This window comes from Agrobacterium sp. SORGH_AS_0440, from assembly GCF_031453135.1.
Lineage (GTDB): Bacteria > Pseudomonadota > Alphaproteobacteria > Rhizobiales > Rhizobiaceae > Agrobacterium > Agrobacterium pusense.
Genome location: NZ_JAVIYR010000002.1, coordinates 101,691 through 114,651 on the forward strand (window position 1 = coordinate 101,691; position 12,961 = coordinate 114,651).

15 protein-coding genes are annotated in these 12,961 nt (G+C 59.1%); 10 read left to right on the forward strand and 5 right to left on the reverse strand.

Annotation, left to right across the window (positions count from 1 at the left end; all coding sequences use genetic code 11):
* Window position 1: 1 nt before the first annotated feature.
* Together fabB and fabA are read right to left on the reverse strand one after the other, a co-directional pair.
* Window positions 2–1,225, reverse strand: coding sequence for a beta-ketoacyl-ACP synthase I (gene fabB, locus QE453_RS09700; RefSeq protein ID WP_309776972.1), 1,224 nt, complete (start codon window positions 1,223–1,225; stop codon window positions 2–4).
* A gap of 75 nt (window positions 1,226–1,300) precedes the next feature.
* Window positions 1,301–1,816, reverse strand: a complete 516-nt coding sequence (fabA, locus tag QE453_RS09705) for a 3-hydroxyacyl-[acyl-carrier-protein] dehydratase FabA (protein WP_003507274.1) — start codon at window positions 1,814–1,816, stop codon at window positions 1,301–1,303.
* A 316-nt stretch (window positions 1,817–2,132) separates the two neighbouring features.
* Between fabA and irrA the strand changes: the two genes are divergently transcribed.
* Entirely contained in the window at window positions 2,133–2,552 is a 420-nt protein-coding gene (gene irrA, locus QE453_RS09710) for an iron response transcriptional regulator IrrA (RefSeq protein WP_003493135.1), read from the forward strand.
* 75 nt (window positions 2,553–2,627) lie between these two features.
* On the opposite strand, the gene QE453_RS09715 is transcribed toward irrA, so the two are convergent.
* The gene (locus QE453_RS09715) at window positions 2,628–3,266 is read right to left on the reverse strand and encodes a trimeric intracellular cation channel family protein (RefSeq protein ID WP_004439220.1); all 639 of its coding nucleotides are present in this window, start codon (window positions 3,264–3,266) and stop codon (window positions 2,628–2,630) included.
* Window positions 3,267–3,343: 77 nt separating this feature from the next.
* Between QE453_RS09715 and QE453_RS09720 the strand changes: the two genes are divergently transcribed.
* Window positions 3,344–3,862 carry a hypothetical protein gene (locus QE453_RS09720; protein ID WP_004439222.1) on the forward strand — a complete coding sequence of 173 codons (519 nt, stop codon included), beginning with the start codon at window positions 3,344–3,346 and terminating at the stop codon, window positions 3,860–3,862.
* 12 nt (window positions 3,863–3,874) lie between these two features.
* Here QE453_RS09720 and QE453_RS09725 read toward each other — a convergent pair whose 3' ends face one another.
* Window positions 3,875–4,585 (reverse strand): YoaK family protein, encoded by a 711-nt coding sequence (locus QE453_RS09725; RefSeq protein ID WP_112766038.1) that lies wholly within the window; start codon window positions 4,583–4,585, stop codon window positions 3,875–3,877.
* A 205-nt stretch (window positions 4,586–4,790) separates the two neighbouring features.
* Here QE453_RS09725 and QE453_RS09730 point away from each other — a divergent pair, with 205 nt between their 5' ends.
* The 8 genes from QE453_RS09730 (at window position 4,791) to QE453_RS09765 (ending at window position 12,071) form a co-directional block, all read left to right on the forward strand.
* The gene (locus QE453_RS09730; RefSeq protein WP_309776973.1) at window positions 4,791–5,732 is read left to right on the forward strand and encodes an ABC transporter substrate-binding protein; all 942 of its coding nucleotides are present in this window, start codon (window positions 4,791–4,793) and stop codon (window positions 5,730–5,732) included.
* A gap of 134 nt (window positions 5,733–5,866) precedes the next feature.
* The gene (locus QE453_RS09735) at window positions 5,867–6,640 is read left to right on the forward strand and encodes an ABC transporter permease (protein ID WP_004439228.1); all 774 of its coding nucleotides are present in this window, start codon (window positions 5,867–5,869) and stop codon (window positions 6,638–6,640) included.
* Complete coding sequence (locus QE453_RS09740; RefSeq protein ID WP_004439229.1) at window positions 6,640–7,425, forward strand: ABC transporter ATP-binding protein; 786 nt, start codon at window positions 6,640–6,642, stop codon at window positions 7,423–7,425. The genes QE453_RS09735 and QE453_RS09740 overlap by 1 nt, the downstream gene beginning before the upstream one ends.
* Window positions 7,426–7,459: 34 nt before the next feature.
* Complete coding sequence (hutC, locus tag QE453_RS09745; protein WP_184285127.1) at window positions 7,460–8,197, forward strand: histidine utilization repressor; 738 nt, start codon at window positions 7,460–7,462, stop codon at window positions 8,195–8,197.
* A 189-nt stretch (window positions 8,198–8,386) separates the two neighbouring features.
* Window positions 8,387–9,544: a tonB-system energizer ExbB gene (gene exbB, locus QE453_RS09750; protein WP_309776974.1), complete on the forward strand. Its 1,158-nt coding sequence runs from the start codon at window positions 8,387–8,389 to the stop codon at window positions 9,542–9,544.
* A 6-nt stretch (window positions 9,545–9,550) separates the two neighbouring features.
* Window positions 9,551–10,036 carry a TonB system transport protein ExbD gene (gene exbD, locus QE453_RS09755; protein ID WP_004439234.1) on the forward strand — a complete coding sequence of 162 codons (486 nt, stop codon included), beginning with the start codon at window positions 9,551–9,553 and terminating at the stop codon, window positions 10,034–10,036.
* Window positions 10,033–10,962 carry a TonB family protein gene (locus QE453_RS09760; RefSeq protein WP_022555389.1) on the forward strand — a complete coding sequence of 310 codons (930 nt, stop codon included), beginning with the start codon at window positions 10,033–10,035 and terminating at the stop codon, window positions 10,960–10,962. The genes exbD and QE453_RS09760 overlap by 4 nt, the downstream gene beginning before the upstream one ends.
* A 119-nt stretch (window positions 10,963–11,081) precedes the next feature.
* On the forward strand, window positions 11,082–12,071 hold the full coding sequence (locus QE453_RS09765; RefSeq protein ID WP_022555390.1) for an Ldh family oxidoreductase: 990 nt from the start codon (window positions 11,082–11,084) through the stop codon (window positions 12,069–12,071).
* Window positions 12,072–12,291: 220 nt separating this feature from the next.
* On the opposite strand, the gene QE453_RS09770 is transcribed toward QE453_RS09765, so the two are convergent.
* Complete coding sequence (locus QE453_RS09770) at window positions 12,292–12,537, reverse strand: LuxR C-terminal-related transcriptional regulator (RefSeq protein WP_037089505.1); 246 nt, start codon at window positions 12,535–12,537, stop codon at window positions 12,292–12,294.
* Window positions 12,538–12,961 lie beyond the last annotated feature (424 nt).

Here is a 12,961-nt window from a genome sequence, read left to right on the forward strand (position 1 = left end):
ATTATCCGTTATGACGCTGGAAGACGAGCGTGGCGTTGGTACCGCCGAAGCCGAAGGAATTGGATAGGATGGTGTCGATCTTGGCATTGTCGATGCGGCTGCGAACGATCGGAACGCCCGCAAATTCCGGATCGAGTTCGGAAATATGCGCACTCTCGCCGATGAAACGTTCCTGCATCATCAAGAGGCCGTAGATCGATTCCTGCACCCCGGCCGCGCCAAGCGAATGGCCAGTGAGAGATTTTGTCGACTGGATGTGCGGGATATTGTCGCCGAAGACTTCGCGGATCGCGCCGATTTCCTTGCTGTCGCCAACCGGCGTCGAGGTGCCGTGGGTATTGATGTAGTCAATGTCGCCCTTGACGGTGGAAAGAGCCTGCCGCATGCAGCGGATCGCGCCTTCGCCTGAAGGGGCAACCATGTCGTAACCGTCAGAGGTCGCGCCATAACCGACGATTTCGGCATAAATCTTGGCACCGCGTGCCTTTGCGTGTTCCAGCTCTTCGAGAACCAGAACGCCCGCACCGCCGGCGATGACGAAGCCGTCGCGGTTGACGTCATAGGCGCGCGAGGCGACGTCGGGGGTCTCGTTATATTTGGACGACATGGCGCCCATGGCGTCGAAAAGGTTCGACATCGACCAGTCGAGGTCCTCGTGGCCGCCAGCGAACATCACGTCCTGCTTGCCCCACTGGATCATCTCGGCGGCGTTGCCGATGCAGTGCGCCGAGGTGGAGCAGGCCGAAGAGATGGAGTAGTTGACGCCGTGGATCTTGAACCAGGTCGCGAGCGTGGCCGAAGCGGTGGAGGACATCGCCTTCGGCACGGCAAACGGACCGATGCGCTTCGGGCTGTTGTTCTTCAGCGTAATATCGGCAGCTTCGACGATGGTGCGGGTGGAAGGACCGCCCGAGCCCATGATGATGCCGGTGCGCTCATTGCCGCTGATATCGCTCTCTTCCAGACCGGAATCGGCGATTGCCTGCTTCATGGCAACATGGTTCCACGCGCCGCCCTGCGACAGGAAGCGCATGGCGCGGCGGTCGACCAGATCGGTGGGGTCGAGAGAAGGCTTGCCCCAGACCTGGCACTTGAAACCGTGTTCGGCAAAATCCGGCGAAAAAGAAATGCCGGATTTGGCATTGCGCAGCGACGCGGTGACTTCAGCGGCATCACCGCCGATGGAAGAAACAATACCGAGGCCGGTGACAACAACTCGTCTCATGAAAGGGACCTTTTCTTAAGATTTCGGCTGGACAACCGAAGCCGCCCGGCGTTTGTCTGAACTATTCCGTCTGCCTCAGGCAGCCTTTTCCTTGGACAGGCCGACCCGCAGGTCTGTCGCCTGATAAATGGTTTCGCCGTCCGCCTTCAGCCAGCCGTCAGCAGTTCCAAGCACCAGACGGCCACGCATCACGCGCTTGAAATCAATACCATATTGAAGGAGCTTGGTGTGAGGGCGCACCATGCCCTTGAACTTCACTTCGCCGGTGGAAAGCGCCATGCCGCGGCCTTCTTCGCCCAGCCAGCCGAGGAAGAAGCCGGTCAGCTGCCACATGCCGTCAAGGCCGAGGCACCCCGGCATGATCGGGTTGCCCTGGAAATGGCAGGGAAAATACCAGTCATCGGGGCTGACATCATATTCGGCACGGATGAAACCCTTGTCGAACGCGCCACCGGTTTCTGAAATTTCGGTGATGCGGTGAACCATGAGCATGGGGGGCAATGGGAGCTGTGCATTTCCCGGGCCGAACAATTCGCCGCGACCGCAGGACAGGATCTCCTCGTAATTGTAACTTGATTGCCTCGTTGCCATACCGCTTTCACTTCCCCAATTACTGGTGTTGATCGACTTCACTAGAGCAAGTTAGGTTCAAAATGAAGCGCTGCAAGGGCAGAGGCGGTTCCGCCCCCATTCTTTGTCTTCGAACCTTCTTTGCAGAAGTCATTACCTCAATATGCCGTCCGCATACAGGAACCATCCGGCCGGAACCAGAGGAAATTTGCAGGAATGGCCGGTTTGCGGCCATTTGCGACACTCGGCGGCGCTGAAACTATTGAAAGCATTCCCTGCAAAAGATATATGCTATTGCAATTGACGGGTGGCATACCTCTGTTTGGAATGGGATTGCATGGCATTTGACGCCACATTGGATATCGGAACGAGGCTGCGGCGCTCTGGGCTGAGGCCCACGCGCCAGCGCGTGGCTTTGGGCGATCTTCTCTTCGCGAAAGGTGACCGCCACCTCACCGTCGAGGAACTGCATGATGAGGCTGTGACAGCTGGCGTGCCCGTTTCTCTCGCCACGGTCTACAACACACTGCATCAGTTCACCGAGGCCGGTCTCATCCGGGTTCTCGCCGTGGAAGGTGCCCGTACCTATTTTGACACCAACGTGTCGGATCACCATCACTTCTTCGTAGAAGGCGAGAACGAGGTTCTCGATATACCTGTCAACAATCTCCAGATCGGCAATCTGCCGGAAGCGCCTGAGGGCATGGAAATCGCCCATGTGGATGTGGTGATCCGCCTCCGCCGCAAGCGCGGCTGAACTTCTTCGGTTCGACAATGGATGTGCAAATGGCGCCCGCGGGCGCCATTTCTGTTTTCAGCGTCGTTCCATGGGTCACTTCATGACATCTTCCGGGCGTCTGCCGGGCTTGCCTTTATAGGGCGGGAAAGTCCAGCCGAAGATCAGCGCGCCGGACCGGATCCCAAAGGCCATCAGCACGCCCGCTGCCGAAGCGGCATAAAGCGGCGCGCCGAAGAAATAGACGACAATGAAGGTGGAAGAGCCCAGAAGCGCGCAGGTGATGTAGATTTCCGGCCGCAAGAGCACGGAGGGCTCACCGGCGAGAATATCGCGCAAAACCCCACCAAATGTTGCCGTCAGAACGCCGGTGACAATGGCGACAGTTGCCGAACCGCTTGCTGCGAGGCCCTTGGCCGCTCCCATGACGCAATAAGCAGAAAGGCCGAGCGCATCGAGCCAGATCAATACCCGGTAACGGGATTCGAACAGATGTGCCGTGAAGAACAGCAGCACCGCCACCGAGACGCAGACGAGAATATAGGTGGGGTTGATGACCCAGAACACCGGCGTTCTGCCGAGCACGAGATCACGCACCGTGCCACCGCCGATACCGGTGGCCGCCGCAAAAAACAGGAAGCCGATCAGGTCGAGCTGCTTGCGCGAAGCGGCAAGCGCACCGGTTGCGGCAAACACTGCCACGCCGGCATAGTCGAGAAAACCCAGAAGTGTCATGAAAAGGTTCCCCCCGGAACACGGGCGGCGAACACGTCAGTGTCGCGCAAGCACTAAACTCTAGGCTGGCCGCCCGGATGATCGCAACATCCATAACCCAAACGGATGCAAAGGAAAATGCCGTGCGAATCGCTCTCGTTGCCGCTCTTCAGGCGCTGGTTCTCTTGATGTTCCCGGTGGCGCTCTCGGCGCAGCAGCAGCTGGTGAGCGATCCGGAGATTTACGAGAAGGATCATTTCCGCAACGAGTGCAAGGTGGCAGCATTCGGCGACGATTTTGTCACACGGCTGGATATCAACAATGACGGGTTGATGGATGCCATCGTCAATCACGGGGTTCTGGATTGCGACGGCGAAAAAGGCCGCGCCTGTGATGACGAGGGATGCCCCTATAATTTTTACGTGCAGGTGAAAGAAGGCGGCTACCTGATGATCGCGACGGCCCGCATCTACGGTTATGACTTCATCAAGCGTTTTGGTAACATGGTCTTCGTGCTGAAGATGCATCCGCGTTATTGCGAGCGTACTGATAAGGAGCCCTGCCTGATGACAGTGCGGGTGCGCGGGACAAAATTCGTCACGATCTCGCGAAAGTGAGCGCAACGGTTGCTACGGCGTAATCCGCCGGATTTTCACCCTCTGATTATAGCGCTGTCGGAGTGAGCGCGGAATGATGAGTGTGGCGATGGCGACAACGAAGACAGCGACCGCCACGACCCAGAGAGCATCCGACTGCATCTTGGCCCCGAGAACGGCACCGCATATCGCACCGCTCAGCATGCCCAGCCACGGCACGATCTGGATGCCCCAATCAAAGCTCCGGTCACCGAGAAGAAAGCGGCCGATGCCTCGGCCGAAACGGGAAAGGGCACCCGTCACATAGGTAAGGCCGATCGGCAGTCCCTCGATATGCTCGACGGCCGCGTTGACCATGCCCATGGCGAAGACCACGAGGTAAAATTGCACGAGGCCCGAGCTCTCGCCACGAAGCAGTGCCGAAATGGCCACAAGCGATCCGACCGCCATGAGGACTGCAAATATACGCCGCTCGAACTTGTGGGCCACCACGATCCCGCCCGCGTTGCCCGCCACAAAGGCAATGATCGCGACAAGGAGTTTCACGGCGTGGGAATAGATGCCCGCTTCCGCTGAAACCGCGGCGCGCGTGGTATTGCCGGTCATGAAGGATACGAAGTCGCCGGAAATATGCAGTCCAACCGCATCCGTCATGCCCGCGATGAAGGAAATGGCGGCAACCAGCGCGATACCCGTGCCGGTCCTTCTGGCCTTGATGATATTACGACGTCTCTGTCTGGTCATGGAGAGCTCGATACGGGAAATCGTTGGGCCTGCTCGCCGGCCGCGTTCTCTATGTCTAGAATGGCTGGCCGTGCATTTGCAATCATTCCAGGGATGTGCGTGCGCTTTCTGTTTTGTCTAGACAAATACAAAATGCCTGCCTACGATGCCTCAAATAAAGCGAAAAACAATGTCGCACAAAAATAAATCAAAAGGGGTTCCGATCATGAAAAAAACCTGGGTTTTCGCCGCTCTGGCGGCACTTTTCTCATCCGCTTCCGCCTATGCCGAAACGTCCGTGACGATAGGCATGTCGGGCTGGACGGGTTTTGCACCACTGACGCTTGCAAAACAGGCCGGCATTTTCGAAAAGAACGGCCTGAAGGTCGAGATCAAGAAAATCCCGCAGGCCAGCCGCCATCTCGCTCTCGCTTCCGGTGACATCCAGTGCGCCGCCACCACGGTGGAAACCTGGATCGCCTGGAACGCCAATGGCGTGAAATCCACCCAGATTTTCCAGATGGACAAATCGCACGGTGCCGATGGCATCGCGGTGCGCAGCGATGTCTCGAAGGTCGCGGACCTCAAGGGCAAGACGGTGGCCGCGTCCGCACCGGGCACCTCTCCTTATTTCTTCCTCGCCTGGATCCTCAAGGAAAACGGCCTGACACTGAAGGATGTGAAGGTCGTCAACCTTGAGCCGGGGCCGGCCGCGCAGGCTTTCGTCGCCGGACAGAACGATGCAGCCATGACCTATGAACCCTATCTCTCTACCGTGCGCGCCGCTCCCGACAAGGGTAAGATTCTTGCCACGACACTGGATTATCCCGCGGTTATGGACACGTTTGGCTGCACGCCAGACTTCCTGAAGGCAAATCCGCAGGCAGCCAAGGCTCTGGCGGACAGCTATTTCCAGGCACTTGATCTTATCAAGGCCGATCCCGAAAAATCCTATGCGACGATGGGCGCGGATGTGAAACAGTCCGGCGAGGCCTTTGCCGCTTCGGCAAAATTCCTCGAATGGCAGGACAAGGCCGCCAACCAGAAATTCTTCGAGGGCGAGTTCAAGACTTTTTCCGAAAAATCGGCTGACCTGCTGCTCGAAATCGGCGTAATCAAGTCGAAGCCCGATCTTTCGACCCTCGCGGACACGTCCTTCATCAAGTGACGGAAACAGCCAGCTGCATTTCCCTCTCCGGATATTGCAGCCAGTAAGAAGCGCGACAGTGTTCCCGCGTCTTGAGTGCGGGAACATGTTGATGGTGTGGCGAAGTGCCGCGCCGGTTCGGGACAGGCGACAGAATGCAACCACTTCAACCCATAAAGAACAGCACGAGGATAGCGCTCGGCATCCTGTTCTTCGTGCTTTTTTTCTCTGCCTGGGGCTTTGCCACGCTGGGCGGTTTCGTGTCGCCGACCTTTCTGGCCGACCCCGTCACCATGCTGAAGGATGGTATCTATCTGCTGACGGATCAGGGTTTTGCCAGCGATATCGGCATGACGATCTGGCGTGTCGTGGGCGGTTTCGTGCTGGCCTCCATAGTCGCCGTCCCCCTCGGTATCGCCATGGGGGCTTATAAGCCCATCGAGGCGCTGCTTGAGCCTTTTGTCTCCTTCGCGCGTTACCTTCCGGCTTCCGCCTTTGTGCCGCTCCTCATTCTCTGGGCCGGCATCGGCGAGATGCAGAAGCTGCTGGTGATCTTCATCGGCGCCGTCTTCCAGATCATCCTGATGGTGGCTGTGGCCGTCGCCGGCACGCGGCGGGATCTGGTGGAGGCCGCCTATACGCTGGGCGCGCGGGATCGGGGCGTGGTGCGCCGTGTCCTCATTCCCGCCAATGCGCCCGACATTGCCGAAATCCTCCGTCTCGTCCTCGGCTGGGCCTGGACCTATGTCATCGTCGCGGAACTGATCGGCGCCTCCTCCGGTATCGGCTACATGATCATCAACAGCCAGGCGCTGATGGCGACCGGCCAGATCATCTTTGGCATCATCGTCATCGGTGTTATCGGCCTTATCTCTGATTTCGCGTTCAAATCGCTGAACCGGAAGCTTTTTGCCTGGAGGCTTGCCTGATGAGCGAACTCGTTATCAAGGGCGTCAGCCGCACCTTTCCAGGCGTACATGGCGGGCAGCCGACGCTGGCCCTGCAGCCCACCAATCTGGAAATCCCGCGCAATGATTTCGTTACCATCCTCGGTCCTTCGGGATGCGGAAAATCGACCCTGCTGCGCATCATCGCCGGGCTTGACCGTCCGACAACGGGCGAGGTGCTGTTGTCAGGCAGGGCGGTGACTGGCCCGGGGGCGGACCGCGGCATGGTGTTCCAGTCCTACACGCTGTTCCCTTGGTTGACGATCCGTGAAAACGTCGCTTTCGGCCTGCGCGAACGCGGCGTTGCGGAGAAGGAAAAATGGGAGATCGTTGACAGCTATATCGACAAGGTCGGCCTGCGTGGTTTCGAAAACCATTGGCCGAAACAACTCTCCGGCGGCATGCAGCAGAGAACGGCCATTGCCCGCGCCCTGGCAAATGGCCCGAAAATCCTGCTGCTCGACGAGCCTTTCGGCGCTCTCGACAATCAGACCCGCGGGCTGATGCAGGAATTGTTGCTCGGCATATGGGAGCGTGAGCAAAAGACGGTCATTTTCGTCACGCACGATATTGAGGAGGCGGTTTTCATGGCATCGCGCGTGGTGACCATGTCTGCGAGGCCGGGCCGTATCAAATCGATCACGCCGGTCGACCTGCCGCATCCGCGCCACTACACCGTCAAGGCCAGCCCGGAATTTTCCGAACTGCGTGCAAGGCTGACGGAAGAAATCCGCAGCGAAGCGATCGCCGCCGCCGCTCACGGATAGCAGGGTATGGAACGGGGAGGATAGAAGCATCGGGATGAGGGGCACAGGCGCCGATCTTCAGGAAAAGTCACTGCACGAGCGAATCCGCAACGATGTGGAGCGCCACATCATGTCAGGCGAATGGCCGCCGGGATATCGTATCCCATTCGAACACGAAATGACGCGCCAATATGCCTGTTCGCGCATGACGGTGAACAAGGCTTTGGGAGAACTGGTGCAGCGGGGTCTTATCGAAAGACGCCGGCGTCTCGGTAGTTTCGTCCGTCAGCCCCACGCGCAATCGGCCGTGCTGGAAATCCACGATATCGAACGAGAGGTGCAGGCACTCGGGCTGGTTTACAGGTATCGCCTCGATCAGCGGCGTCTGCGGCCAGCGGGTAAAGACGATGGAGCGGCTATGGCGCTTGCGGCCGATGCGCCCGTGCTGGAACTCACCTGCACGCATTTTGCCGGCGGTGTCCCATTTTGTCTGGAAGAGCGCCTCATCAATGTCACTGCTGTACCGGAGGCCGAGTTTGCCGATTTTTCGCATATCGGCCCCGGAACGTGGCTGCTGAAGATGGTGCCCTGGAGCGCTGCCGAACATCGCATCAGCGCCGTCTCGGCCGACCGCAAAAATGCCGCCGCGCTGGGTATCGGATCGGGAGCCGCCTGTCTGGTCATCGATCGCCGGACCTGGCACGGAACGGATTACATCACCCGCGTGTCGGTCACCTATCCCGGTGACCGACACGCGCTCGTTGCGCAGTTTTCGCCTTCGCAGAGCAGCTGAAGACGGTAGATCGGTCAATTTTTTGTAAAGAAGAGTTTACGGGTCGTCTTTTGGCAATATAATAGTTGTCAAAAGAACTCAGGTTTATTATCGGAACGTCAAGCTTTTACGACGGCATCCGTTATGACCCCGGTTTCAAACCGGTCAATCTGCGGATGGGTTCATCGACGGAAATCCGGGATAAAAAACATGTCAGTTGCGACCACCACTTCTTCCGCGTCTCTCAACAAGGCAAGCAGGACACGGCGCATTTCCCTTGCCACGACGGTTACCTTACTGGTTGGATTGAGCGCCGGTGCGGTTTTCGCTCAGACGGCATCCGAACCCCAGATTCAGTCCGCACCGCAAGCGGAAACGGTCCAGCCGGCACAGCCGTCCCCACAAACCCCGGCGGCGCCGGACGCTCCGGTCGTTCAGCCGAACCAGCCTTCCATGCCCGCACAGGAACAGCCGGCAGCCGTGGCGCCTGCACAACCTCAAAACAATGAAGCCGCGCCTGCACAGTCCGCACAATCTTCAGTCGCTCCCGCCCTGACACCCGAAGGTGCCGCGCCGACCAACGAGGTTTCAACCCCGGTAGAGCCCGTCGGCGCCGACCCGGCAAGTGCCGAACATCGCGCGGATATCCCACACAACCTGTCCCCCTGGGGCATGTTCATGGCGGCGGACTGGGTCGTGAAGGGTGTCATGATCGGTCTGGCCTTCGCCTCGCTGGTGACCTGGACGGTGTGGGTTGCAAAGTCGGTTGAACTTGCAGGTGCGCGTGTTCGGGCCGGCGCAACGCTGAGGGTCATTCGCAAGGCGAAAACTCTTAACGAGGCTACCGAGGCTGTCGAGAAGAAGGGCGGACCTGCGGCGCTCATGCTGCGCATGGCAACTCATGAAATGCAGCTTTCCGATGCTGTGGTCGAACACACCGATGGCGGCGGTATCAAGGAACGTGTCTCCTCGGCGCTGTCGCGTATCGAAACCCATGCCGGTCGCCGCATGTCACGCGGGACGGGCGTTCTGGCAACGATCGGTTCCACCGCCCCCTTCGTCGGCCTGTTCGGCACCGTCTGGGGCATCATGAACTCCTTCATCAGCATTTCGGAATCGCAGACCACCAATCTCGCCGTCGTCGCGCCCGGCATTGCCGAAGCGCTTCTGGCCACCGCCATCGGCCTCGTTGCCGCCATTCCCGCAGTGGTGATCTATAACGTCTTCGCGCGCTCGATCACCGGATACCGCCATCTGCTGGCGGATGCCGCAGCCGGCGTGGAGCGCCTCGTCAGCCGCGACCTCGATTTCCGCCGCATTCCGCCGGGCAGCACCAGCAAACCCGCAGTATCGCTGGTTGGACGGTGATCGGACATGGCTGGAGGAATTCGCGAAAACAGCGGTGACGATCTCTCCGAAAACCATGAGATCAATGTCACGCCCTTCATCGATGTGATGCTGGTTCTGCTCATCATCTTCATGGTGGCCGCGCCGCTCGCCACCGTCGATGTGAATGTCGATCTTCCCGCATCCACCGCAAAACCCGCGGAGCGACCGGAGGAGCCGCTGTATCTTACGGTCAAGGACGATCTCTCGCTTACTCTGGGCAATGATGCGGTCGCCCGCGAAGCCTTGGCGGCCGCCATCGACCGCCAGACGGGTGGCAAGAAGGATACCCGCATCTTCCTGCGTGCAGACAAGGCGGTTGATTACGGCCACTTCATGGAAATCATGAACCTGCTGAGAGATGCCGGTTATCTGAAGATCGCCCTTGTGGGGCTGGAAAATGCCGCTGCCGTGTCGCAGCCTCCGGCTGCTGGCCAGCCCGCCCCGTCGGCGGTGCAGGACGCGACGCCATGAGTGAAAACGGCTATCCACAGGCCCGACATTCCCGCCTTTGGGAGGTGACGCTGTGGTCCGCCGCGGCGTTGCTGATGCTCAGCGTCCATGCCGGGTTCGCTTATTATCTGATGCAGGAGCCGGACGAGCTCGAGGCCGGCGGGCCGCCCCCCGCCGCCATCATGATCGAAATGGCGGCGATACCGGAAGCCGTCCAAACTGAAGAAACGACGCAGGCGCAGGATGTCGAGGACGCCGAGGAAGTGAAGAGCGACAGCAGCGAACCGGTTGAGGAAGCTGCTCCTGAAGAGACCCCGCCACCACCTGAACCGGTTGCCGAAACGCCGCCGCCGGAGCCGGTGCAGCCGCCTGAGCCACCGGTCGAGGAGATCGTCGAACCGCAGGAAGTTCCCGAGCCGGTTGAGACCGTCGATCCCGTTCAGGAGCAGATGATGGCGGAACTTGAAAATGTCGAGGTCCCCTTGCCCGTCATGCGGCCTCCGCCTCCGCCCGTCGAAAAGAAGGTGGAAAAGAAAGAGCCTGAAGAGAAAAAGAAGGTCGAGCGCCAGCGCCCCAAACCGCAGCAGGCCTCGGAACTGCGTGAAACTGCGAAGGTGGAAGCCCAGCAATCCGACCGCACGGCCGCATCGCGCAGCAATGCCGGCTTCTTTTCTTCCTCGTCCGCCTCCCCGGCAAAATGGGGATCGAAAGTCCGCTCGCACATTCAGCGCCGCAAACCACGTTCACTCCGCAGCGATGCAATGACTGCGACGGTGCGGTTCCGCGTCAATGATGCCGGTGCCATCAGCGGTGTCAGCGTTGTTCAGTCCACCGGCGATTCGTCCGTGGATCAGCAGATCGCAGCCTGGATTCAGAGCGCGTCGCCCGTGCCCGCCCCGCCGCCGGAAGCAAACAGGACGATCACGCTGCCGATCAGCATCCGCTAGCAGCTCCCCTGGCGGGACCGATTTTTTCCGACCTGTGCCGCGGTGTGGCCTCAATGATATTTCGCGAATGTTTTCGATGGTGTAGGTCTTGACGACATCACAAGCAGAGGCATTCCGGAATGAAATTCTCAATCGCAGAGGCGGAGGATCTCGTATCCTCTATCTTTGAGCGCAACGGCGTCCTACCGCAAAACGCCCGCTCGGTGGCAAAGGCGCTCGTCGCCTCCGAGGCCGCCGGGCAGGGTGGTCATGGTTTTCGCCGTATACCCGTTTACGTGCGTCAGGCCCGTGTAGGCAAGGTCGATGGCAAGGCGCGTCCGGTGGCCACACGGGTGAAGCCCGGCGTCCTCTCGGTCGACGCCAATCATGGTTACGCCTATCCGGCGATCGATCTCGCGCTTGAGGAATTGCCTGAAATGGCGCGCCAGCAGGGGATCGCGCTCGCCGCCATCCACCGTTCCCATCACGCCGGCGTCATGGCGCTGACTGTCGAACGTATTGCCGAAACGGGTCTCGTGGCGCTGATGTTCGCCAATGCGCCTGCGTCCATGGCACCCTGGGGCGGCAGCAAGCCGCTTTATGGTACGAACCCGATTGCCTTTGCCACGCCCGTTGGCGGCGCTGATCCACTCGTCATCGATCTGGCTCTCTCTAAGGTCGCACGCGGAAAAATCATGGCGGCGCGCCAGAAGGGGGAGACGATTCCGGGCGACTGGGCGCTTGACAGAAATGGCCGACCGACCACCGATCCGGAGGAGGCCATAGAAGGAACCATGGTTCCTGCGGGCGAAGCCAAGGGCGCAGCGCTGGCGCTGATGGTGGAAATCATGGCCGCTGCAATTACCGGCGGAAACTTCGCCTTCGAGGCTTCCTCCCTTCTGGACGACAAGGGTGCGCCCCCCTCGCTCGGACACACCATTATCGCAATAGACCCTGTATCATCAGGCGGCTCTGCCTTTACCGAAAGGCTGGCTCTCATCGCCCAGGAGATAGAAAAACAGGAAAATGTCCGCCTGCCCGGTCGCCGCAGCCAAGGTATCCGCAAACAGGCGTTGGAAAGCGGTATCGTGATCGAAAGCGATATTCTTGGCGAAATTCAATCGCTTTGACCGGACATTAAAAACCCGGCGGGTCGACCGTGACCCGCCGGGTAAACCGTAAATGGCTGCGTTTATCTGCATCGATGGGACCGGACATCATGTCCAGCCGCCATTTGGTCCGCCGATCCCGCCATTGATATGGAAGGATTTTGACGCAGAAAGCCGCTCATCCGGTTTTCAGCTTCCGGAAAGGACTTTGTCGCGGAAGCTTGAGTTGAGCAGGTGGCGATTATGCCTCCTGTTCGATCAGGCCGCGCAGCAGGGCAATACTGACGGTATTCAGCAGATTGGTCGCACCCAGCCTGTGGCGCACCTTTTCCAGAGTATCCTTGACGTCCGCCTCGTCGGCGCCGACTATCACGGCGACGTGTGAGGGATGTTTGCCCCGCGCGACCAGCCCCAGATATTGCCGCTCACGCTCCGAGAGGACGACTTCATGCATCTGGCGATGTTCATGCGGCGTATTTGAAGACATTTCTTTCAGCCTCAAAAAAGATTGCCCTTCCCGGGCAGGAGCAGGCAGTGTTCATTCTCCGACACCAGCTCGTTGGCCGCTCCGTCCACACGCGAACAGAAACGCCAATTTCGCCAATAGGTTTCATCTGGCCTCAGGAGTTTTGCGGTAAGGGGCCGCTTTCGCAGCCTGTAAATCCGATGCGGACGTTCTATTCCAGCCATTGAGGGCCTGCGACAACGACGCCCAGCGACGACAATCTGTCTGGCGTAAAATGCAGTTTCAAAGCTTTGGAATGTTTTCGTCACACCCGAAGGAGATCGGCGCTCTAATAATCGATGTGTTCCACCGATAAAATAACATGACGCGCCAAGTTTTTCATTTTATTGTTATGTTTCGGCACACATCGCGACAACTGTTGATATATTCATCAACTTTAATGCCT